Origin of the sequence: Sphingomonas sp. Leaf17 (genome assembly GCF_001421505.1) — a bacterium.
Lineage (GTDB): Bacteria > Pseudomonadota > Alphaproteobacteria > Sphingomonadales > Sphingomonadaceae > Sphingomonas.
Genome location: NZ_LMKL01000008.1, coordinates 119,291 through 141,844 on the forward strand (window position 1 = coordinate 119,291; position 22,554 = coordinate 141,844).

At 67.6% G+C, this 22,554-nt stretch carries 22 protein-coding genes; 12 read left to right on the forward strand and 10 right to left on the reverse strand.

All coding sequences use genetic code 11. The annotated features are described in order from the left end of the window. Window positions 1-132 precede the first annotated feature (132 nt). From ASE75_RS12655 to ASE75_RS12675, 5 genes are read left to right on the forward strand one after another with little or no spacing between them, the layout of a single operon-like run. Window positions 133-1,101: a cytochrome c oxidase subunit II gene (locus tag ASE75_RS12655; RefSeq protein WP_055934523.1), complete on the forward strand. Its 969-nt coding sequence runs from the start codon at window positions 133-135 to the stop codon at window positions 1,099-1,101. After that, complete coding sequence (gene ctaD, locus ASE75_RS12660; protein WP_055934116.1) at window positions 1,098-3,644, forward strand: cytochrome c oxidase subunit I; 2,547 nt, start codon at window positions 1,098-1,100, stop codon at window positions 3,642-3,644. The genes ASE75_RS12655 and ctaD overlap by 4 nt, the downstream gene beginning before the upstream one ends. Beyond that, window positions 3,641-4,042 carry a hypothetical protein gene (locus tag ASE75_RS12665; RefSeq protein WP_055934118.1) on the forward strand — a complete coding sequence of 134 codons (402 nt, stop codon included), beginning with the start codon at window positions 3,641-3,643 and terminating at the stop codon, window positions 4,040-4,042. Before ctaD ends, ASE75_RS12665 begins: the two co-directional genes overlap by 4 nt. Continuing rightward, window positions 4,039-4,659 carry a cytochrome c oxidase assembly protein gene (locus tag ASE75_RS12670; protein WP_055934120.1) on the forward strand — a complete coding sequence of 207 codons (621 nt, stop codon included), beginning with the start codon at window positions 4,039-4,041 and terminating at the stop codon, window positions 4,657-4,659. Before ASE75_RS12665 ends, ASE75_RS12670 begins: the two co-directional genes overlap by 4 nt. Next, window positions 4,656-5,684 carry a c-type cytochrome gene (locus ASE75_RS12675; RefSeq protein ID WP_055934122.1) on the forward strand — a complete coding sequence of 343 codons (1,029 nt, stop codon included), beginning with the start codon at window positions 4,656-4,658 and terminating at the stop codon, window positions 5,682-5,684. Before ASE75_RS12670 ends, ASE75_RS12675 begins: the two co-directional genes overlap by 4 nt. A 114-nt stretch (window positions 5,685-5,798) precedes the next feature. Here the strand turns inward: ASE75_RS12675 and ASE75_RS12680 are convergent, their stop codons facing one another. Continuing rightward, the gene (locus ASE75_RS12680; protein ID WP_055934124.1) at window positions 5,799-6,509 is read right to left on the reverse strand and encodes a hypothetical protein; all 711 of its coding nucleotides are present in this window, start codon (window positions 6,507-6,509) and stop codon (window positions 5,799-5,801) included. A gap of 213 nt (window positions 6,510-6,722) precedes the next feature. Between ASE75_RS12680 and ASE75_RS12685 the strand changes: the two genes are divergently transcribed. Beyond that, window positions 6,723-7,817, forward strand: a complete 1,095-nt coding sequence (locus tag ASE75_RS12685) for a serine hydrolase (protein WP_082463968.1) — start codon at window positions 6,723-6,725, stop codon at window positions 7,815-7,817. A gap of 19 nt (window positions 7,818-7,836) precedes the next feature. Here ASE75_RS12685 and ASE75_RS12690 read toward each other — a convergent pair whose 3' ends face one another. Beyond that, window positions 7,837-9,519: a chloride channel protein gene (locus ASE75_RS12690; protein WP_235512722.1), complete on the reverse strand. Its 1,683-nt coding sequence runs from the start codon at window positions 9,517-9,519 to the stop codon at window positions 7,837-7,839. Here ASE75_RS12690 and ASE75_RS15695 point away from each other — a divergent pair. Next, window positions 9,509-9,664, forward strand: coding sequence for a hypothetical protein (locus ASE75_RS15695; RefSeq protein WP_162233734.1), 156 nt, complete (start codon window positions 9,509-9,511; stop codon window positions 9,662-9,664). The genes ASE75_RS12690 and ASE75_RS15695 overlap by 11 nt on opposite strands. A gap of 159 nt (window positions 9,665-9,823) precedes the next feature. Here the strand turns inward: ASE75_RS15695 and ASE75_RS12695 are convergent, their stop codons facing one another. The 4 genes from ASE75_RS12695 to ASE75_RS12710 all read right to left on the reverse strand — a co-directional run bounded on the left by ASE75_RS12695 (window position 9,824) and on the right by ASE75_RS12710 (window position 12,827). After that, the gene (locus ASE75_RS12695) at window positions 9,824-11,146 is read right to left on the reverse strand and encodes an alginate export family protein (protein ID WP_162233736.1); all 1,323 of its coding nucleotides are present in this window, start codon (window positions 11,144-11,146) and stop codon (window positions 9,824-9,826) included. Between the two features lie 191 nt (window positions 11,147-11,337). Beyond that, window positions 11,338-11,595 (reverse strand): PepSY domain-containing protein, encoded by a 258-nt coding sequence (locus tag ASE75_RS12700; RefSeq protein ID WP_162233737.1) that lies wholly within the window; start codon window positions 11,593-11,595, stop codon window positions 11,338-11,340. Window positions 11,596-11,700: 105 nt separating this feature from the next. Next, window positions 11,701-12,060, reverse strand: a complete 360-nt coding sequence (locus ASE75_RS12705) for a hypothetical protein (RefSeq protein WP_055934131.1) — start codon at window positions 12,058-12,060, stop codon at window positions 11,701-11,703. Window positions 12,061-12,068: 8 nt separating this feature from the next. Then, window positions 12,069-12,827, reverse strand: coding sequence for a competence/damage-inducible protein A (locus tag ASE75_RS12710; protein WP_082463991.1), 759 nt, complete (start codon window positions 12,825-12,827; stop codon window positions 12,069-12,071). 52 nt (window positions 12,828-12,879) lie between these two features. On the opposite strand from ASE75_RS12710, the gene map reads away from it, so the two are divergent. From map to bfr, 5 genes are all read left to right on the forward strand, one after another. Beyond that, window positions 12,880-13,707: a type I methionyl aminopeptidase gene (gene map / locus ASE75_RS12715; protein WP_055934135.1), complete on the forward strand. Its 828-nt coding sequence runs from the start codon at window positions 12,880-12,882 to the stop codon at window positions 13,705-13,707. A 239-nt stretch (window positions 13,708-13,946) separates the two neighbouring features. Further along, window positions 13,947-16,169 (forward strand): phosphoribosylformylglycinamidine synthase subunit PurL, encoded by a 2,223-nt coding sequence (gene purL / locus ASE75_RS12720; protein WP_055934137.1) that lies wholly within the window; start codon window positions 13,947-13,949, stop codon window positions 16,167-16,169. A 42-nt stretch (window positions 16,170-16,211) separates the two neighbouring features. Continuing rightward, window positions 16,212-17,453 (forward strand): DUF418 domain-containing protein, encoded by a 1,242-nt coding sequence (locus tag ASE75_RS12725; RefSeq protein ID WP_235512724.1) that lies wholly within the window; start codon window positions 16,212-16,214, stop codon window positions 17,451-17,453. Window positions 17,454-17,528: 75 nt separating this feature from the next. After that, window positions 17,529-17,699: a (2Fe-2S)-binding protein gene (locus ASE75_RS12730; protein ID WP_055934139.1), complete on the forward strand. Its 171-nt coding sequence runs from the start codon at window positions 17,529-17,531 to the stop codon at window positions 17,697-17,699. Between the two features lie 117 nt (window positions 17,700-17,816). Next, a complete protein-coding gene (bfr, locus tag ASE75_RS12735; protein WP_055934530.1) occupies window positions 17,817-18,323 on the forward strand; it encodes a bacterioferritin in 507 nt (168 codons plus the stop codon). 60 nt (window positions 18,324-18,383) lie between these two features. Here the strand turns inward: bfr and ASE75_RS12740 are convergent, their stop codons facing one another. The 4 genes from ASE75_RS12740 to ASE75_RS12755 form a co-directional block, all read right to left on the reverse strand. Continuing rightward, entirely contained in the window at window positions 18,384-18,812 is a 429-nt protein-coding gene (locus tag ASE75_RS12740; RefSeq protein ID WP_082463992.1) for an Hpt domain-containing protein, read from the reverse strand. Window positions 18,813-18,928: 116 nt separating this feature from the next. Continuing rightward, entirely contained in the window at window positions 18,929-20,326 is a 1,398-nt protein-coding gene (gene der, locus ASE75_RS12745) for a ribosome biogenesis GTPase Der (protein ID WP_055934141.1), read from the reverse strand. 164 nt (window positions 20,327-20,490) lie between these two features. Next, window positions 20,491-21,813 (reverse strand): outer membrane protein assembly factor BamB family protein, encoded by a 1,323-nt coding sequence (locus tag ASE75_RS12750; protein WP_055934143.1) that lies wholly within the window; start codon window positions 21,811-21,813, stop codon window positions 20,491-20,493. After that, the gene (locus tag ASE75_RS12755; RefSeq protein ID WP_055934145.1) at window positions 21,810-22,511 is read right to left on the reverse strand and encodes a tetratricopeptide repeat protein; all 702 of its coding nucleotides are present in this window, start codon (window positions 22,509-22,511) and stop codon (window positions 21,810-21,812) included. Before ASE75_RS12755 ends, ASE75_RS12750 begins: the two co-directional genes overlap by 4 nt. Window positions 22,512-22,554 lie beyond the last annotated feature (43 nt).

A 22,554-nucleotide genomic window follows, 5' to 3' on the forward strand; every position in this document is an offset into this window, starting at 1 on the left:
GATCGCGCGGCACAAATGACCCGGGCCTGGATCCGCCTCCCCGACGCCTGCATGACGAATATGGTATTTTCCGGTTTACGCCGCCCGCCCCAGCCGTCTAGGCAGGACTTTCAAAAGGGTGGCAAGGGTATGATGCGGAAGGCTGATTTTCTTTCCGTGGGCGCATGCCTGCCGCTGTTGGCGGGGTGCAACCGGCACCAGTCGACGCTTGCACCGTTCGGGGAGGAGGCCGACACCGTCCGCACGATCGCGATCGTGCTCGTCGTCGGCGCGGTCATCATCGCCGCCGGTCTCGCCCTGCTCATGCGCCATGCGATACGCGCGCCCGAAGGCCGCCTGACGCACAGGGGCGGAATGAAGCTGGTCCTCTGGCTCGGCGGCATTGGTCCCTCGATTATTCTCTTCGCGCTGCTGCTCTACGCCCTGCCCGCGATGCGCCCGCGCGAGGTCGCCGGCAACGACCTGAGGATCGGTGTCGTTGGCGAACAGTTCTGGTGGCGCATCCGCTATGCGCCCCCCGGCGGGTCGGTGGTCGAAACCGCGAACGAACTGCGCCTGCCGGTCGGTCGCACGGTTGAACTGGCGCTGGACAGCCCGGACGTCATCCACAGCTTCTGGGTGCCCGGGCTGGCCGGCAAGATGGACATGATGCCCGGCCGCACCAACCGCCTCGTCGTCCGCGCTACCAGGGCGGGCACCTATCGCGGCGTCTGTGCCGAATTCTGCGGACTTGGCCATGCGCTGATGGCGTTCGATGTGATCGCCATGGAGCCGGCCGCGTTCGAACGCTGGCTCGCGCAACAGCGTCAGCCAGTCGCCGTCACGTCCTCGCCGGGCGCGCGCGCATTCGCCAGCTATGGCTGCGGTGGGTGCCACACGGTGCGCGGCGTCGGTCCCGTCGCACGGATCGGCCCCGACCTGACGCATTTCGGGTCGCGCCCGACACTGGCCGCCGGCGTCCTGCCGATGACGCACGCGAACATCGCCGGCTTCATCCGCGATCCGGGCAAGACCAAGCCCGGCGTGCGGATGCCCGCCTTCCCGCAGATGTCGGCCGCTGAAGCCGACCAGATCGCCAGCTACCTTCAGGGGCTCAAATGACCACCGAGAGCGCCCAGTACGTCGCCCCCGACCAGAACGATCCCGCCGTCCGCAAGGGCCAGGAGGATCGCTTGCGCGAAGTGTGGAAGGCCCCGACCGGCTGGTTCTTTCGCTGGACCGACGTCAACAACAACCGGATCGGCGTGTGGTACACGCTGACCGCGTTCGGCTTCATGCTGTTCGCCGGCGTCCTCGCGCTCATCATGCGGACGCAGCTGGCGGTGCCGAACAACGACCTCGTCACCGCGAACACCTTCAACCAGCTGTTCACGCTGCACGGCTCGATGATGATGTTCCTGTTCGCCGTGCCGATGTTCGAGGCGGTGTCGATCATCCTGCTGCCCCAGCTGCTGGGTGCGCGCGACCTGCCGTTTCCGCGGCTGTCGTCGTTCGGCTACTGGTCGTTCCTGATCGGCGGCGTGTTCGTGTCGGGGTCGATCTTCTTCGACGCGGCCCCCGATGGCGGCTGGTTCATGTACCCGCCGCTGACCACCCGGACCGATCTCAGCGGTCTCGGCGCGGATATCTGGATGCTGGGCCTCAGCTTCATCGAGGTGTCGTCGGTCGCCGCCGCGGTCGAACTGATCGTCGGCGTGCTGAAATGCCGCCCGCCCGGCATGCGGCTGAACCTGATGCCGCTGTACGCCTGGTACATCCTGGTCGTCGCGGTCATGATCCTGTTCGCATTCCCGCCGCTGATCGCCGGCGACGTGCTGTTCGAAATGGAACGGCTGCTGAACTGGCCGTTCTTCAACGCGGAGAAAGGTGGCGACCCGCTGCTGTGGCAGCACCTGTTCTGGATCTTCGGTCACCCGGAAGTCTACATCGTCTTCCTGCCGTCGATCGCGCTGTTCGCGATGCTGATCCCGACGTTCGCGCAGCGCCACCTGCTCGGTTATCCGTGGATCGTGCTGGCCGCCGTCGGCACCGCGTTCCTCAGCTTCGGGCTGTGGGTCCATCACATGTTCACGACCGGCCTGCCCAAGATCAGCCTCGCCTTCTTTTCCGCCGCGTCCGAGGCGGTGGCCATCCCGACGGGCGTGCAGATCTTCGTGTTCATCGCGACGCTGTGGGCCGGCAACGTCAAGAAATCGACGCCACTGCTGTACGCGAGCGGAAGCCTCGCGGTGTTCGTGATCGGCGGCCTGACCGGCGTGATGGTCGCGGTCGCCCCGTTCGACTGGCAGGCGCACGACACCTATTTCATCGTCGCGCATCTGCATTATGTGCTGATCGGCGGCACGCTGCTGCCGCTGTTCGCCGGGCTGTATTATTACTGGCCGCTGATTACGGGCAAGAAACTCAGCGACACGCTCGGGCGGATCGCGTTCTGGATCATGTTCGTCGGCATGAACCTGACCTTCTTCCCGATGCACCTGTCGGGCCTGCTCGGCATGCCGCGCCGCGTCTTCACCTATCCGGAGGAACTCGGGATCGGCGGACTGAACCTGGCCTCGACCGCCGGCTCGTACCTATTTGCGCTCGGCGTGCTGATCGTCTGTGTCGACCTGGCGCTGTCGCCGCGCCGTTCAAAGGCCCCGCGCAATCCCTGGAATGCCGGCACGCTCGAATGGCTGGCGCATCCCGACGACGAGGATTGGGGCATCCGTTCGGTACCGCTGATCGAGAGCCGCTATCCGATCTGGGACCAGAAGAACTTCGTGCAGAAGGTCGACGAGGGCCGCTTCTTCCTGCCCGACGCGGAGGAGATGCGGCGCGAGTCGATCGTCACCACCGTGCTCGACGCGCGGCCGTTGCAGGTGATCCGCCTGGGCACGCCCAGCGTGAAGCCGATGATGACCGCCGTTGCACTCGCCGGCGTGTTCATCCTGACCACCTATCACCTCTATATCTGGTCGGCGGTCAGCGGCATCGCGACGCTCGCCTGCGTGCTGTGGTGGCTGTGGACCGGGACCGCCGAGATCCCTGAAAAGCCGACCAAGCATATCGGCCACGGCATCGAGGTGCCGCTCTACACCTCCGGGCCGGCGGCGCCGGGCTGGTGGGCGATGTTCATCACGATGATGGCGGACGCGACCGCGTTTTCAGGGCTGGTGTTCGGCTATTTCTTCTTCTGGACGATCCACACCGATTTCCCGCCGAGCGGTGCAGGACTGGACGGGCCGGGCGTGGTCTGGCCGATGGTCGCACTGGCGCTGACCCTGACCGGCTGGGCCGCGACCGTGGGCGCACGCGAGGTTCATCGTCGCGGCAACGTAACCGCGGGCCGGGCGCTGCTGGTGGTCGGGATCGTCGCGACGCTGGCCAGCCTGTTCGCCGGGCTTGCCGGGCCTTGGGTATCGGGTCTCGATCCCGAGCTGCATGTATACCCGGCCATCGTCTGGACGCTGGTGATCTGGACCGCCGTCCACGCCGCGATCGGCGTCATCATGCAGGCCTACACGCTCGCGCGCAGCTTCGCGGGCAAGATGACGCCGGTCTATGACGCGGACCTGCGCAACATCACCGTGTACCACCATTTCCTCGCGCTGACCGGCATCGTGACGTTCTGCACGATCGGCCTGTTCCCGGGGGTCGCATGACGCGCGAGCCGGAGGGACGACGGTTCGGCCACTGGGCGCGCGACCTGAAGGTGACGTTGTGGACGCTGATCGTCCCGCCGACGATCTGGGCCGCGCATTTCCTGTTCTGCTACCTCTGGGTGGCGGTGACCTGTGCGAAGCGGCCGGCAACGGCACTGAACGGCTTTCCGCTGGCGACGCTGATCGCGACGATCGTGGCGTTGCTCGGCATCGCCGCCGCCGGCTATGTCGCGCGCGTCCAGTCGCAGACACCCGGCGACCCGCCGCCGCACGAACAGGGCACCGCGATCGACCGGCTGCGCTTTCTGGCGCTGTCGACCCGGCTGCTGGCCGGGCTGAGCTTCGTCGCCGTTCTCTTCACCGCGCTGCCGGTCATCGTGTTCGGCGATTGTCGATGAGACGCGCCGCCCTCGCATCGGGCATCGCCCTGGTCCCGATCGGCTGGGCATTCGCCGCCGCGCCGCTCGGGATGGTCGGGCACATGGCGGGGCACATGATCGCGGTCGCGGTCGCCGCGCCGTTCCTCGCCTACGGCATCGCGGGCACGCGCTGGGATCCGGCCGAGCGCTGGCCGACCGTCGTGACGCCGCTGGCGATGTCGCTGGTCGAGCTGGCCGTGGTATGGCTCTGGCACCTGCCGGCCCTCAGGCTGCGCGTCGACATGCAGGCACCGGCACTGCTGATCGAGCAGGCGAGCTTCCTCGCCGCCGGCGTCCTCCTGTGGAGCGCGGTGCTCGGCACGCGCATTGGCGGCGCGAGCGACCGCCGCGCGTCGGGCATCGCCGCGCTGCTGCTGACGTCGATGCACATGACGCTGCTCGGCGCGCTGATCGGCCTTGCCCCGCGGCCGCTGTACGCGATGATGGCGATGCACCCGGCAATCCACGGTCTCGACGCGCTCGAGGACCAGCAACTCGGTAGCGTCGTCATGCTGATGGTCGGTGCCGCAAGCTATTTCATCGGCGGGCTGGCGATGCTCGGCGGACTCTTGAAGACACGGAGCGCGACCGCATGACGATCCGGATCACCTGGGCGCGCGCCGTCGCCGCCCTCGTCGCGCTGGCGCTGGCCGGTCTGCTGTTCGCGTGGTCGGGCGTGTTCAACATCGCCGCATCGTCGGGGCACTGGAAGGTCACCGACTGGTTCCTCCACTGGACGATGCGCAATTCCGTCCGCACCTATGCCGCCATCACCGCCCCCGACGATCCCAGGGCGGACGCGGGGCTGGTCAGTGCCGCCGGCCTGTTCAAGGCAAGCTGTGCCGCCTGTCACGGCGCGCCCGGCGTCCGCCCCCTGCCGGTGATGCAGGCCGCGACGCCGCCTGCCCCCGACCTGTCGGTCAACGCCCGCGAATGGACCGACAAGCAGATCTTCTGGATCCTGAAACGCGGCGTCAAATATACCGGGATGCCCGGCTGGGCCGCGCGGGACCGCGACGATGAAGTCCGCCGCATGGTCGCGTTCGTCCGCCTGCTGCCCGGCATGACGCCGGCGACCTACCGCACGCTGACCGAGGTTCCCGGTATCGCCGACGCCCGGATCGCAACCTGTGCCGGCTGTCACGGCGCGGACGGACGGGGACGCGGCCAGCCCGACATGCCGATCCTCGGCGGCCAGAGTCCGGCCTATCTCCGCGCCGCATTGACCGCCTATGCGACCGGCAAGCGCCAGAGCGCGGTCATGGCCAACGCGGCCGCTACGCTGACCCCGGCCGACATGACACGCCTCGCCGACCATTTCGCCGCCATGCCGGGGATCGGACGCACCGCCCCGTCCGGCACGACCGAGGCGGCAAGGATCGTCCGCGAAGGGCTGCCAAAGGCGCAGCTGCCGGCCTGCGCCAGCTGCCATGCCCCCGGCAAGCCGTTCCCGGTGCTCGCCGGCCAGCGCGCCAGCTACATCGCCCAGCGCCTGCGTCACTGGCGCGGCGACGAAACGGTGGTCGACGCGCGGAAATCGCAGGCGACGATGCCGGTCATCGCCCGGCGCATCCCGGAGGACATGATCGACCCGCTCGCACGCTATCTGGCGGGCCGCTGACCGATCCGGCTGGCCGGTCGCTTCCTCGGTTTTTCGGATATCGAACGGTAGCACGCCGTCATCGACGGTGCGGCGGACGGACCGGCACCGTCACCGGCGACGCCCCCGGCAACGTCAGCGGATCCCACCGGTCGGGATAGCCGTGGGCGAAGGATCGCCGACATCGCCCGCACCACCGTCGGGCACACCACCGCCGGTCGCCATGCCGCCAGCGCCAGCGCCGCCACTCCGGCCAGCCGAAGCCGCGTCACGATCCGACTTGCCCCGCCCGCCTGTGCCGGCCGGTCGTGTCGGCCCCTGCGCCGGCAGCACGAGGTCGCGCGGAATAGCCTGGAGATCCAGCGCCGCGCGGACGAAATTGCGTAGCGACACGACCAGATCGTGGGTCGGCACCGGCCGCCCCGCGACCAGGTCATGCGCCGCCGCCACCGCCAGCCGAACCTGCTCGTCGGTGCCGAGCAGGATGATGTCGGACAGCGCGGCCTCCACCGCATCGCGGATCCGCCGGCCGCGATCCGAACCGGCGATCGCCTCCGCATCCAGCCGAAGCGGCGCGGCGAGCGCCGGGTCGCCCTCGCGCCGGCGCAGGTCGCGCAGGTGCGCGGGATCGACCGTCAGCGTGCCCGTGAACGATCCGCCCAGCGTCTTGTACGCCGCGATCAGCGTACGCAGCCGTTCGTTGATCTGGCGGTTCATGCGTTCGCGCCGCTGCTGGATCGTCATCATCGTCAGCAACCGGATGCCGACGCCGATCAGCGTCACCAGCGCCAGGCCAAGCATCGTCGCCAGCACGCTCTGCCAGGAACTGAAATCAATCGTCCGCATGCCCGCTCTCCCCTTCCTGTCCGAAACCATGGTTCCGGCATGGCCGCAAGCGCCGCGTCGCCCCGGGCCATCGCCGCGGACATACGACCAGTCCGGCGTCAGACGGGGCGGACCGACGGACCCGCGCTGGCCCGACGCCCGGTACCCGCCCTATGACCGCAGCGTCGGTGCGGGGTAATGATGTTGCGTAAACTTGAAACAAACCGGGCGGCCATGCTGACCCTTGGCATCAGCATGGGTCTGGCCGCCTGTGTCCCGACCGGGACTCCCCCCGGGTCCACCGCACCACCGGCGGCACCGCGGCGACCAGCGACCCGCCCCCTGCTCCCGTCGACCTATCTGTCCGTCGCGACGCCCCCGGCGCAGCCCGGGCGACGGCGGGATCAACCGCCGGCGGCCCTGCTGAACGCGGTACAGGCGCTTGGGTCCAGCTTTCAGGGACAGGTCGGCATCGCCGTCCGCGACGTGACCGACGGCTGGGTCGTCGGGTACAACGCCGATGCCGCCATGCCGCAGCAAAGCGTCAGCAAGCTGTGGGTCGCGATCGCGGTGATGGATGCGGTCGATCGCGGGGCGCTGTCGCTGTCGGACGCGGTCACCGTGCGCCAGTCCGACCTGACCGTGTTCCACCAGCCGATCCGGGCGCGGGTTGGGGCCGATGGCTATCGCACCACCGTCTCGGCCCTGCTGGACTGCGCGATGACACGCAGCGACAACACCTGTAACGACGTCCTCCTCTGGAAAGTCGGCGGCCCGACCGCGATCCGCCGGATGCTGACGGCCAAGCGCATCGCCGGCGTCAGCTTCGGTCCCGGCGAACGGGTTCTCCAGGCGAAGACCGCCGGCCTGGAATGGAAACCGGAATGGGCCGGCGGCTGGGGCTTTCTGCAGGCCCGCGCCAAAATGAGCTACGAGGCGCGCAGCAAGGCGCTGACCCGGTATCTGGCCGCCCCCTATGACGGCGCATCCGCCAACGGCATCACGCTGGGCCTTGCCCTGCTCCAGCGCGGCGAGTTGCTGAGCAACGCGTCGACCGTGCATCTGCTGACGGTGATGGGGGCGAGCAAGACCGGGCCGCTGCGGCTGAAGTCCGGCCTGCGCCCCGGATGGACCCTGGCGCACAAGACCGGCACGGGCCAGGAACTCGGCAGCCTGTCGACCGGCTATAACGACGTTGGCCTGTTGCGATCCCCCGATGGCCATACCTATGCGATCGCGGTCCTGATTGGCAGCACGCGCCGCCCCATTCCGGCCCGGATGCAGTTCATGGGCAATGTCACGCGGGCGGTGATCCAGGCCGTCGAATAACGCCGCCCCCACCCGGCGGTCAGCGTTCGCCGAACACCTCACGCTGCGCCTTTTCCAGTTCCTCGGCATAGCGGCGACGCACATAACTTTCGGACAGAAGCCCGAGCACCCGGCCGTCATCCGCAACGACCGCCAGTTCGTCCGTATGCGCCGTGTCGAAACCGGCCATCACCGCGGCGATATCCATCTCGGGCGTCAGCACCTTGCGGTGCCCGGTCGCCAGCGTACCGACCGCCGCCGTGGCATCGACCCCGTCGGCATAGGCGGTGGGGACCACGACGATCCCGGCATAATGGTCCTGTGCATCGGTCAGCACGACCCGGCTCGTCGACCCGAGCGGAAAGGCGCGGCGGAACTCGGCGATTGTCAGGGCGGCGGCCGTGGGGCGCGTTTCCTTGCGCATCATGCGCCCGGCGGTCAGCGTCTTGACCCAGCCGACGTCGCGCGCGCTCTTGATCGTCTCGCCGCGCAGGTGCAGCCGCCAGGTGGAGAAGGAATAGCCGAACGTCTCGCGCACGATCGACGACGCCACCAGCGACGCGGCGATCACCGCCCCGGTCAGCGAAAAATCGTGTGTCGATTGCAGGACCAGCATCGCCATCGTCATCGGCCCACCGACCACCGCGACCGCAAAGGCGGCCATGCCAACCATCGCGGCATTGCGCGGGTCGATGACGACATGGCCGGTAACCAAGGTCAGGATATCCGCGTATACATGCCCCAGCAACGTGCCCAGAAACAGCGAGGCGAAGAACAGGCCGCCGCGAAATCCGAAGCCCAGCGAAATGATCGACGCCATAGTCTTCACCCCCATCACCAGCAGGATGAAGCCGATCGACGCGCCGACCGCCAGATCGGCATGCAGCGCCCCGTGCCCCGCCGACAGCGCCTGTGGCGACAGCAGCGCGACCGGGATCAGCAACAGGCCGCCCACCGCCGGCCGCGCCCAGTCCGGCAGCCAGGGTTGCCGCGACAGGTGCTCGACATGCCCGACCGCCCGCATCAGCGCGATCCCGAGCACGGCGCAGATCGCCCCCAGCGCGCCGTAGATCAGGTAGTGATGCGGCTCGACCAGCGTCTGGGACGTGACGTCGATCAGATAGGGCTGAACCCCGAACCCCTGCGCCACCAGCACGCCGGCCAGCGCCGCCGCGGCGACCGGGGCGATCGCGGCCGGCGAATAGGTGCCGATCACGATCTCGAACGCATAGAACGCGCCGGCCAGCGGTGCGCCGAACGCCGCCGCGATCGCGGCACCCGCGCCCGCACCGACCAGGGTGCGCTGATCCGCCCGGCGCAGCTTCAGCCAGCCGCCAAGCACCGACGCCGCAGCCCCGCCCATCTGGGCATAGGCCGCCTCAAGCCCGACCGATGCGCCAAATCCGTTGGACAGCATGGTCTGCCCGGAAATGACCAGACTGTCGGACACCGACATGCGGCCACCGTGCAGCGCATTGGCCTCGACCGCATCGACCAGCCGCCGTTTACGCGCTTTCGTCGCATAGCTGAAACCGGCGAGCACCAGACCACCCAACGGCAGGATGAGGAGACTTGCCAGCCCGAGTCGGCTGACGCCGCTCAGCCGCGAATCGGGCGGCAGGGCGAACAACAGGTGTTGCAGGGCGCGCGCCACCGCACCGATGACGACGCTCAGCAGACCGGCACCCGCGCCGACCAAGATCGCCAGCCCGATGAACGACACCTCGCTCGCCCGCAACCAGCCGCGAAAGTCGCGTGCCGCGCTGCGGGCGCGGGTCGACGAGGATCGGAGAACCGCGGTGACCGGTCGCGCGCCGTTCACCGGCAACGCCGCCGTCGGAAAGCCCGGCGAAGCGGCCGGCCACTAATGATCGAGACAGTCAGCGCCCGGCTCCTCATGCCACCACGGCAGACGACGGTCGGACGTACGCGGCAGGCCCGGGGACGTAGCGGAGGCGCATCAGCGCAACAAGCGCCCCCGGTCACGCCCCGCCCCTCACGCCGCGCCCTTCATGCCGCGCCCGTCGTCAGAAGGAGAACATCATCGAGGCATACCCGTAATTGACGTCGCGCGGGTCCGGCGCGTTCGGTGCGTCGCGCAGGAACCGGCCCTTGAACAGCCGGGCGAACCCCAGGTCCAGCGCAACGACCTTCGGGATCACGTCATATTCGACCTGCACCTGCACCTGATGGCCGGCATTGCGCCCCGAACGCCCCGTGCCATCGCGGACATCGCTGTTGCTGAACCGGTCGGTCGCACTGTCCAGCCGCAGCAGGCGGTAGTCGGTCATCAGCGATACGCCCTGCACCGGCGATGCTGTCAGCCGGGTACCCGGCGACACCATGTTCGACCGGTCCGCCGCGCCGAACAGCTCGGTCGGCCCGAACTCGAAACGCCGCGCGCCGTACAGCGTGTCAAACCGGCCGATCCGCCCCTCGCGCCGATTGCCCGTGTAATAATCGAGGAAAACCGAGAGACGCGGTTTCCAGCCGCCGCCGAATTGATAGCCGACGTCCCCGTGCGCGCCGTACGCCGAAACCGGCACGACCGGCTTGCCACTGTCCGGGCTGCCATCGCGCCCCTCACCGAACTGCGCCATGCCTTCCAGCTCGAAAGCCAGTCCCGTATCGGGCTTGCGAAAGACCCGGAACCCCGGCGTGAAAAGGCGACGGTCGCTGCGATCGGCCTGACTCTCGCCACGCTCGATCAGGCCATAGGCATAGCCCTCCAGCATCACGCCGCGTCCCACCGGCGTCCGGTTGAACGCGCCGAACAGTTGCAGGTCGGTGTTTTCCCGGTCCCATTGCGGGCGGTTGCGGCGAATGGCGCGCGTCCCCGTCGGCAGCCGGACCGTCGGCATCGTCCAGAACGCGACGAACTGGCGACCGTCATCGCCCTCGCGGATCAGCCGGACGCCGGTGAACGACGTGACCGAGGTGCGAAACCCCTGCCGCGCCACCAGCCGCTCGGACCCGATCTGCATCGTCATGCGGCCGGCCTTGATATGCGTCTCGCTGCCCGCGCCAAGCGCCTGCCCCAGGTCGCCCTGCAGATAATATTGCGAGAACTCCAGCGCGTTGACGACATCGGTCCCGACCGACGACCCGCGCCGCTGGAGATAGGCACGCGCGTCGTGAAACTCGGCACCCAGCCGAACCGGTCCGGTGTCATATTCGGCGAACAGCGTCGTGCGCAGCGCCAACACCTGATCGCGGTTCACCGAATCTTCGCGGTACTGCCCGTCGATCGCCTCGAACCGGGTCCGCACGCTGCCCGACAGGTGAAGGGCATCCGGCGCGCCGATCGCGTCATGCAGCAAACCATCATCCGTAATCTGCGCGTGCGCCATGCCCGCCGACAGAAGGGTGACCGCGCCGGTCACAAGTCCCCTGCAAATGCCCCTGCCAATGGCCGTGCTGCCGACAGTCCCCCAACGCCCCATTGTCACCCGCCCCCACCACGTCTCGTCATCGTAAAAGTACCGCGCCGCGACCGGGTCGGGCAAATCGCCGCCCCCGTCGCAACGCGCGTCAGAACCGGTCAGTCGTTCGTGTCCTTTTCGCGCGACACCATCCTGAGGTCGGCCGACAGCGTGATGTCGTAGACGCCGTCCTTGCAGCGGGCGTTGTCGACCTCGTACCCGCCATCGTCGCGTTCGATATTGGACGGGCTGGTGCAGCCGGCGGCGCGGAGCGTCTTCATCACCGCTGCGCGTTGCGCGCGGGTCGGCGTGTCGTTGTCGGCAAGCGCGGGCGTCGCGACCGCGACAATAGCAAGTGCCGCCAGCAATATCTTCATGGTTTTCATCCTGTTATCGGTGCCGGTCCAACGTCGGACGATCACGCCCGTTCCCGCCGATGGCGCGAAGCCGCGACGCCCTGCACGTCGCCCGGCACCGTGGCGTTATGGTCCTGCGACCAGCCACGGCGGGTCGTCCGCCACGTCCGGCGTTCGCTCCGCGGCATCGGATGCAAGCGCCGGCGCGTCGGGCATCTCGATCATGCCGGCCAGTTCACGCCGCATCTGGCGCTCCAGCGCGGCGGCGGCGCGGGCCTCGGCCCGGGCCAGGCGGCGGGAATTGCTGTCGGAAACCACCGGCACCGCGTAGGACGGCGTCACGTCCATCGTCGCATACCGCCCCGCGATCAGGCCGAGCAAACCACTCACCAGCAGACCGGCAAAGGCGGCGACGACGGCCGTGCCGCGCGATCGGCCACGAAACGAGCGGCGACCGGACGATCGCCGGTGCCGATCACGCCGCACCGCCCGGGTCAGATCCCGTCGGCGACGACCGTGCGTCCCGTCGCCTCCAGCCGCGCGCGCAGGTCGGCGATGCAGCGGTCGACCTGATCCGCATCGGGCGCACGCACGACGAAGTTCGCGCCCGTCCGCCCTTCGCGGAAAAACGGATAGCTGCCGATCGCCACGCCCTCATGCGCCTTTTCCGTTTCGCGCAGCACGTCGGCCACTTCGCTTTCGCCGACCCAGCATCCGATGCTGCGCGACACGACCGGCCGACCGCCCTCCAGCGTGCCGGTCAGCGCGTCGAGCATGCCGGCGGTGATGTGCGGCACGCCCGCCATGATGAAGACGTTGGCGATGCGGATCCCCGGCGCGCCCGACACGCGGTTGGGGATCAGGCACGCCCCCTCGGGCACCCGCGCCATCCGCGCCCGCGCCTCAGTCAGGCCGCCGCGCGTCTCGTAATAGCGTTCCAGCGTCGCCATCGCCTCGGGGTGATGGACGACGCCCAGCCCCATCGCCTCGGCAATCGAATCGACGGTGATGTCGTCATGCGTCGGGCCGATGCCGCCGGTGGTGAACAGATAGTCGTTGCGCGCCCGCAGGGTGTTCACCGCCTCGACGATCGCCTCGGTCCGGTCGGCGACCACCCGCACCTCCGCCAGACGGATACCCTGCACGTTCAGCCAGGTCGCCAGCTGCGCGATGTTCTTGTCCTGCGTGCGACCCGACAGGATCTCGTCGCCGATGACCACCAGGGCCGCTGTCCAGATGCGCTCGTTTTCCATGCCCGCCGGCATAGCCTCGCAAAAGCCGCGCGGCCACGCTATATCGCTGCCCATGACCGAATATGTGACCGTCACCGCCGACGCGCCGGAAGGCCGCACGGGCGCCATCAAACTGCACGGGCCAGAGGCCTTCGCCGGCATGCGCAAGGCCGGGCGGCTGGTTGCCGAAACCCTCGACATGCTGGTCCCGCACATGGTGCCCGGCGTCTCGACCGGCGAGATCGACCGGCTGGTCTATGATTTCGTCACCGCACGCGGCAGCGTGCCGGCGACGCTCGGCTATCGCGGCTACACCCACAGCAGCTGCATCTCGATCAATCATGTCGTCTGCCACGGCATCCCGAGCGAGAAGACGCTGAAGTCGGGCGATATCGTCAACGTCGACGTCACCCCGGTCGTCGATGGCTGGCACGGCGACAGCAGCCGCATGTACCTGATCGGCGACGTACCGCTGAAGGCGCGCCGGCTGGTCGAGGTTACCTATGAATGCCTGATGCTCGGCATCGAACAGGCGCGGCCCGGCAACCACATGGGTGACGTCGCCAACGCCATCCAGCGTCATGCGGAGGCGCATCGTTACGGCGTCGTCCGCGATTTCTGCGGGCACGGCGTCGGCCAGCTGTTCCATGACGCGCCCGAGGTCGTCCATGTCGGCCGCCCCGGCACCGGTCCCGAATTGCGGCCGGGCATGATCTTCACCATCGAACCGATGATCAACATCGGCCGACCCGACGTGAAGCTGCTTGATGACGGCTGGACGGCGGTGACCCGCGACCGGTCGCTGTCGGCCCAGTTCGAACACTCGATCGGCATCACCGAGGACGGTTGCGAAATCTTCACGTTGTCGCCCGCCGGCCTGCACCAGCCGCCCTACGCCTGAATTCGGCTAGCGCACTATTCAAGCATTCCAACCAGTATCGTGCGCACGTTAATGGCCAGGAACGCCACTGGTACGCACAAAAACGATACAATTCGGTAAGGAAGCTGCACCGATCCTCTCCTTGTTTTTTTTGACTGTATACGCGGATTGTAAATAATCCACTGCGATTTGCGGGATCGAAAATTATGGCAGTGCAGCAACGGGGTGACGCCCGGGCATCACATCGCTAAAGCGCGGGGATGACCGAGATCACGCCCCAGATCGTCGCCGAACACGGCCTGTCCCCGCAAGAATATGAGCGCGTCCTCGCCGCGCTCGGCCGAACGCCCAACCTTGTGGAATTGGGCATTTTTTCGGTGATGTGGTCGGAGCATTGCTCCTACAAGTCGAGCCGCCTCCACCTGAAGAAGCTGCCGACGACCGGCCCCCAGGTCATCTGCGGCCCCGGCGAAAATGCCGGCGTGGTCGACATCGGCGACGGTCAGGCCGCGATCTTCAAGATGGAGAGCCACAACCATCCATCCTATATCGAGCCGTATCAGGGGGCCGCGACCGGCGTCGGCGGCATCCTGCGCGACGTGTTCACCATGGGCGCGCGGCCGGTCGCCAACCTCAACGCCCTGCGATTCGGTCGGCCCGATCACCCGAAGATGCGCCACCTGATCGCCGGCGTCGTCCACGGCATCGGCGGCTACGGCAACTGCGTCGGCGTGCCGACCGTCGGCGGCGAGGTGAACTTCCACGCCGCCTATGACGGCAACATCCTGGTCAACGCGATGACCGTCGGCATCGCCGACACCGACAAGATCTTCTATTCCGCCGCCAGCGGCACCGGCAACTCGATCGTCTATGTCGGGTCGAAGACCGGTCGCGACGGCATCCACGGCGCAACGATGGCGTCGGCATCGTTCGATGAGGACAGCGACGAGAAGCGCCCGACCGTGCAGGTCGGCGATCCCTTCACCGAAAAGCTGCTGATCGAGGCGTGTCTCGAACTGATGGCGACCGACGTCATCGTCGCGATCCAGGACATGGGCGCCGCCGGCCTGACCTCCTCCTCGGTCGAAATGGCGTCCAAGGGCGGCGTCGGCATCGAACTGGTCATGGACGACGTGCCGCAGCGCGAAACCGGCATGACGCCCTATGAAATGATGCTCAGCGAAAGCCAGGAGCGGATGCTCATGGTCCTGAAGCCCGGCCGCGAGGCGGAGGCCGAGGCGATCTTCCGCAAATGGGAACTGGACTTCGCGGTCATCGGCAAGGTGACCGACACCGGCCGCATGGTCCTGACGCACAAGGGCGAGGTCGTGTGCGACATCCCGCTCGCACCGCTCGCCGACGATGCCCCGCTCTACGACCGCCCGCATGTGCCGACCGAACCCCGCGCGGAAATCGAGGACTTCGCGGGCAGCGTCGACATCGCCGCCGACCTGCTGACGCTGATGGGGTCGCCCGACATCGCCAGCCGCCGCTGGATCTGGGAGCAATATGACCACATGGTCGGCGGCGACACCGTGCAGCGCCCCGGCGGCGACGCGGCCGTCGTGCGCGTCCACGGCACGCAGAAGGGGCTGGCGATCAGCACCGATTGCACCCCGCGCTATTGCTATGCCGACCCGTATGAGGGGGGCAAGCAGGCGATCGCCGAGTGCTGGCGCAACCTGACCGCGGTCGGCGCGACGCCGCTGGCCACAACCGACTGCATGAACTTCGGCAACCCGCAGAACCCGCAGATCATGGGCCAGTTCGTCGGCTGTATCGAGGGCATGGCCGAGGCGTGCGCCGCGCTCGACTTCCCGATCGTGTCGGGCAACGTGTCGCTCTACAACGAGACAAAGAACGAGGACGGCACCGCCACCGGCATCCTGCCGACCCCGGCGATCGGCGGCATCGGCCTGCTCGCCGACTATACCAAGTCGGCGACGATCGCGTTCAAGAACTCCGGCGACATCATCCTGGCGGTCGGTACGCGCACCGGTCACCTCGGCCAGTCGCTCTGGCTGCGCGAGACGCTGGGGCGCGAGGATGGCCCGCCGCCGCGCGTCGATCTCGCCGACGAGCGCCGCACCGGCGACCTGATCCGTACCTGGATCCTTGCCGGTGAACTGACCGCGGTCCATGACGTGTCGGACGGCGGCATTGCCGTCGCGCTCGCGGAAATGGCGCTGGCCGGCCGCGTCGGCGCGATGCTCAACCGTCCGCAGCCGTTCGACTGCGCCCGCGCCTTCTTCGGCGAGGATCAGGGTGTCTACCTCGTCACCGTCCGCGACGAGGCGCTGATGGACTTCCTGGCCGCCGCGCACGAGGCGGGTGTCGAGGCCGAACCGCTTGGCCGGACCGGCGGCACCCGGCTGATCTTCGAGCGGCCCGATGCCGATTACGCGGTCAGGCTCGACGACCTGCGTGCCGCGCATGAGGGGTTCTTCCCGACGCTGATGGGGGCGAACGCCGCGCTGGCCTGATCGGCCGTCCCTCCAGCCATCGTTCAGCAGGAGACAGGCCGGATGCCGCCGCCCGACACCGACCGGATCGTCACGCTGGACGTCATGCGCGGGGTCGCGGTGATGGGCATCGTGGTTGCCAACCTGCCCGCTTTCGCGCTGCCGGAGGCGGCTTATTTCAACCCGACCGCCTGGGGGCAGACCAGCCTGACCGACACGGTCGTCTGGTACGCGAATTTCGTGCTTATCGAGGGCAAGATGCGCGGGCTGTTCAGCCTGTTGTTCGGGGCGTCGATGCTGCTGGTCATCGACCGTGCCCGCGCCTCGGGAGCGACCGCCGCGAGCGTCCATTTCCGCCGCATGGCCGTGCTGTTCGTCATCGGCTGCGCGCATCTGTATCTGCTGTGGTGGGGCGATATCCTTGCGCATTATGCGCTGGTCGGGGCCATTGCCTATCCATTCGCGCGCCTGTCGGCCGGGCGACTGGTTGCCATCGGCCTCGTCATTCTGGGATGCAGCACGGTCCTGTCCGGGCTGACCACGCTGGCGCTGTTCGATGCCGCCCCCCGCGCCACGCCCGACCAGATCGCCACCTGGGACGGTTTCGCGCTGGCGTTCGGCCATCCGCCCGCCTCTATGCTGGCGGCGGAAATCGACGCCTTTACCGGTGATTGGTGGACCGGCGTCGCGTGGCGCTGGCACCACGCGACCAACCCGCTCGATTTCCTGCAGATCGTCGGGCCGGAGACGCTGAGCGCGATGCTGTTCGGCATTTCCGGCTATCGCTCCGGCTTCCTGACCGGCGAGTGGACGCGCGCGCGCTACCGCCAGTGGGCGATCGTCGGCCTTGCCATCGCCCTGCCCGCCTATGCCCTGCTCGGCGCGGTCACGATGGCACACGGCTTCGATCAGCGCTGGATCGTGTTCGGATCCATCTTCGCGTCCGAACCCGTCCGCGTCGCCGGCTTTGTCGGCTATGCCGCGCTGCTGATGCTCGTCATCCGTCCGGGTGGCCGGCTGACGACGCAGATCGCTGCCACCGGGCGCGCGGCCTTCACCAACTATATCGCCACCAGCCTGCTGATGACCTTCGTCTTCCAATGGGGTCTGGGTCATTTCGGCGCGTGGCCGCGTGCGCAGGTCTACGCGCTGGCACCTAGCGTCTGGCTGCTGATGCTGGCCTGGTCGAAGCCCTGGCTCGATCGCTATCGCTACGGGCCGATGGAATGGGTGTGGCGCAGCCTGTCGCGCTGGAGCCTCCAGCCGATGCGCCGCACCGAAAGCAGGACGAACCGCAGCGACTAGTTGCGAATAAGACGCAAATCCGCTTGCGAGACATTCGCATTAGCTCTATCGCGATGATACTGCGAGGGAGCTTCCATGGTCGTCTGCGTCTGCAATGCCATCCGCGAATCCGACGTCCGCCAGTGCGCGCGTGGCGGATGCCTGACCCCGTGTCAGGCGTTCCGCAGCCTTGGCCGCACGCCGAAATGCGGCCAGTGCGCCAGCGTCGCGCGGACCATTATCAACGAGGAACGCGCGGCTGCGTAGCATTCTCAAGGCCGTGAAACCCGCAGAAATCCGCGCTTTTGCGCTTGTCGCCATCGCCTGTGCGCCGCTATCTGCATCCATTCATTTACGATGCGAAAAGGCGACGGAGACATGGCCATGAAGGGCGATCCCAAAGTAATCGAGTTCCTGAACGAGGCGCTCAAGAACGAGCTGACCGCGGTCAATCAATATTGGCTGCATTTCCGCATGTTCGACCATTGGGGCGTCTACAAGCTGGCCCAGTTCGAGCGGAAGGAATCGATCGAGGAAATGCAACATGCCGACAAGCTGTCGGAGCGCATCCTGTTCCTCGACGGCCTGCCCAATTTCCAGCTGCTCGGCCGGCTGCGCATCGGTGAAACCGTCGAGGAGGCGCTGAAGGCCGATCTCGCGCTCGAACTCGAGGCCGTCGACCAGTTGAAGGGCGCGGTCGCCTATTGCGAGCAGGTCCGCGATTACGTCAGCCGCGATCTCTTCGCGATGATCCTCGCCAGCGAGGAGGAGCATGTCGACACGCTGGAGCGTCAGTTCGAGATGATCGAGCGCATGGGCATCCACAACTACATCCAGCTGAACGCCCTGTCCGAGCTGGACGCGCCAGGCCATGGCGGCGCGCACCCCTGACCGCTACTCCGGCGTCCGTCCTGCACCGGGCGGACGCCGACGGTTTCAAGGAATGACGCCTCAGGCTCTTCCGAAGGGCATCGCGCCGCGCCGTCCGAACGTCGTCGGCCGGCGTTCGACCGTCGGACTGGCCTCGCGCTCCAGCAGGGTCAGCGTCTCGTTGAACAGTGGACGCAGACGCACCACCGTCTCCAGCATGTCGCGCGGGCTGTCGTGCAGTTCGACGCAATCGCGCGCGGCCATTTCGATCGTCTCAGCCAGCACGGCCAGCGGTTCGGCCCCGAACTGCCGTGCCTCGCCCTTCAGCGTGTGCGCGGGGATCACCATGCCCGCCGCCGAATTCGCGCGCATCGCCGTCTCGACCGCCGCAACCGACTTTACCCCGTCCTCGCGGAAATAGCCCAGGATTCGAACGAACTGGGTGCCCAGCTCGGCCCGCGCCCGCGCATAAGCCGCCCAGTCGACCAGCGTACTTCCTTCGAACGACACGGCAATCTCCCCGTCCACCCCGGTCCCATCACGAGGCGGTGGCTACCACACCGCGGTATCGGACAGGGGTAAACAGGCCGTTTCGACCAGAGGAAAATCCCGGCCGATTGGACGAATTATCGCCCCGACTGGCCGCCGGCGCTGTCGAACGGGTTTTTCGGCGCGCGCATGGTCACGCGCACCGGCACCGCGCCGAAGCCCAGTTCGCGCCGCATCGAATTGACCAGATAGCGTTCATAGCTGGCCGGTAACTGATCGACCCGCGTCCCGAAGATCACGAAGCTTGGCGGACGCGACTTGACCTGCGTGACGTAACGCAGCTTGATCCGCTTGCCGCCCGGGGCCGGCGGCGGATTGGCCTCGATCGCGCGCTCGAACCAGCGGTTCAACTCGCCCGTCCCGACCCGCTTCGACCACGCCGCGCGCGTCTCGAAGGCTGCACCGATCAGCGTGTCGATCCCCTTGCCGGTCGCCCCCGACACGGTCAGCACGGTCACGCCCTTGACCTGGCTCAGCCCGTCCTCCAGCGCGCGCTTGACGCCGTTGAACAGCGACGACGCATCTTCGGCGACGTCCCATTTGTTCAGCGCGATGACCAGTGCGCGGCCCTCCTCCAGCACCCGGTCGGCGATCCGCAGATCCTGCGACTCCAGCCCCAGCGTGGCATCGAGCAGCAGCACCACGACCTCGGCGAAATCGACCGCGTGCAACGCGTCGGCAACCGACATCTTCTCCAGCTTGTCCTGCACCTTGGCGCGCTTGCGCATGCCCGCGGTGTCGATCAGCCGCACCTTGCGCACACCGCCCTGCGGATCGTGCCAGTCCCAGTCGACCGCGATCGAATCGCGCGTGATGCCGGCTTCCGGCCCGGTAATCATCCGGTCCTCGCCCAGGATCTTGTTGACCAAAGTCGACTTGCCCGCGTTCGGCCGCCCGACGATCGCCAGCTTCAGCGGCGCGTTCGGGTTCTCGTAATCTTCCTCATCCTCCTGCTCGATGACGACCGCGTCCTCACCCTCCAGGTGCGGCAGCAGCGCCTCGAACAGATCGCCCAGCCCCTCGCCATGTTCGGCGGACAGCGGCACGGGGTTGTCGAACCCCAGCGCCATCGCCTCGATGATCCCCTGCTCGCCCGCGCGGCCTTCCGCCTTGTTGGCGACGACGATCACCGGCGTGCTCGACACGCGCAGCCAGCGGGCGATTTCCTCGTCCAGCGGCACGATGCCCGCGCGTGCGTCGATCAGGAACAGCGCGACGTCGGCGATCGCGACCGCCGCCTCGGTCTGCTGACGCATCCGGCCGGGCAGCGACTGCGCGTCGTGATCCTCATATCCGGCGGTGTCGACGATGCGGAAATCGAGACCGAGCAAATGCGCGTCGCCCTCGCGTCGGTCGCGGGTCACGCCGGGACGATCGTCGACCAGCGCGAGCTTCTTGCCGACAAGGCGGTTGAACAGCGTCGACTTGCCGACATTGGGACGGCCGACGATGGCGACGACTGGAAGTTTGGACATGGGGCACCCCCTAGACCAAACGCGCGCGCGCGTCACCCCGTCCCCTGCGGGCCTGTATTGCTGTCCATCCCGTGCTCATGCGAACGCAGGAGCCTAAGGGTCACAGGTCCATCGGGCGCTTGTCCTGCTTGACCCTGCCCCCGCCTGCACGGGACAACAGGCGATCACCGATACGCGGTGATCCGCCCCTTCTCGTCGATCGTGTACAGCGTCGAATTGGACACGATCGGCGGCAGCGCGAACGACTGCTTGGTCTTCACCGTCGACACCAGCGCGCCGTCCGACGGATTGGCATAGCCGATCTCGCCTTCCGAATTGGTCAGGATCAGGCGATTGCCGGCCAGCACCGGTCCGAACCAGGTGATCTGCCCCGACTTCTTCTTCTCGTTGGTGAAGCGCGGCAGCTGGCTGATCCAGCGCGCGCGGCCCGTCGTGCGCGACAACGCGACCAGCCGCGCGTCGTCGGTCACCACGAACAGCCATTCGCCCGCGATCCACGGCGTCGAGATGCCGGCGAAGTTCTGCTCCCACAGTCGCTGACCGGTCGCCAGTTCCAGCGCCACGACACGCCCGCCCTGGCCGATCGCATAGACACGGCCCTGATCGACCACCGGGGCCGCATCAATATCGGCCAGGCTCGACACCGATGTCGACGCGGTCGTGCGCGACAGCGCGTCCTGCCACAGCACGCGTCCGTTTTCATACCGATAGGCACTGAGTTCGCCGCTGGAGAAGCCCGCGACGACCGACCCCTGGCTGGCGGCGGGGGCCGCGACGCCGAACACGCCCTGCGTTTCCAGCGTGCCCGACTGCGCCCACTGCACCTTGCCATCCGCCTGGTTCAGCGCGAACATCTGGTTGTCCTGGCTGAGCACATAGACGTTGCCGTTGGCGATCGTCGGCGATCCGCGCAACGGCCCGCCGGGCTTGGCCCGCCACAGGATCGCGCCATCGGCCGCGTTCATCGCCACCACGTCGCCCAAGCCATCGGTCGCATAGACCTTGCCATCGTCATAGCTGACGCCGCCGCCGAAGCGGACCGCCTTCTTGCTGTCCTCGCCGGCGATCATCATCGACCATTTCCTCGCGCCCGTATCGGCGGCAAAGGCATGGACGGTCGCCTGCACGTCGGTCACGAACAGCGTGTTGTCCGCAACGACCGGCGACGCGGCCAGCCGTTCGCGGTCGCTGCCGCCGTTGATCTCGGCCGACCACACACGGGCCGGGCTATCGGCCAGCGCCAGCTGCCCCATCGACTTCGACGCATTGCCGCCGGTCTGCGCCCAGGCCACATTGACCTCGGGCGGGGGAAGCTGGACCTGGATGTCCGCCATCGTCGCATCGGCCGACGCGTCGGTTTCGGACGCGAGGATCGGAATGCGATCCCCCAGCGTCGGCGTCTTCTTGGGACCACCCTTGAACACGCCGCACGCGCTGAGCGCTACCAGAGCGGCGATCGCCACCGACGACCGGAACTGCTTAGTCATTGCGCCTTGGTGTCCTCGTTCTGTGCAACCGCATCCACGCCCAGTACGCCGGCCATCTGAACCGCACGTTGACGAAGCGAGGCGGGCACCTGCTCTTGCCTAGCCATCGCCCCGAACATCCGGCCCGCCAGATCGCGGCGACCGGTGCGCAGATAGGCGATGGCGACCATTTCGCCCGCGCTGCCGAACCACGGATTGCCGGCGACCGCCAGGCCGCGCAACCGGTCGATCACGACCTGCGGCTTCAGCGTGTCATATTCCGCCGATGTCTGTCGCACCAGCGCCAGGTCGCGCATCGGCTGCGGCACCGCCGTGTCGGCCGCGATTCCTGCGAACAGCGCGGCCGCCGCCTTCAGGTCGTTCTTCTGCAACGCGATATCGCCCTGGGTGAACTTGGCGAGCGCGGCATAACCCGCGTTGCCCGATCCGGCGATCTCGGCCAGCGGCGCTTTCGCGGCGGCCGGATTGTTGGCGGCCAGCAGGTCGAACGCCGCCTGCAGTTTCTCTCCCTCGACGCCGGCGGCTTCGCGCCGCTGATGCTGCCAGAACAGATACGCCCCGAACGCGGCCAGTGCGACGACGATCGCGACGATCGTGATCTTGCCGTATCGCGTCCAGAAACTGGTCAGCTGGTCACGGCGCAGTTCTTCGTCGACCTCGCGCAGAAAGGCTTCGTTGGTTTTGGGCGGGACGGCCAAGGAACGCTCCGGGGTAGCACACGGGGGATGGGCGGGAATGGCA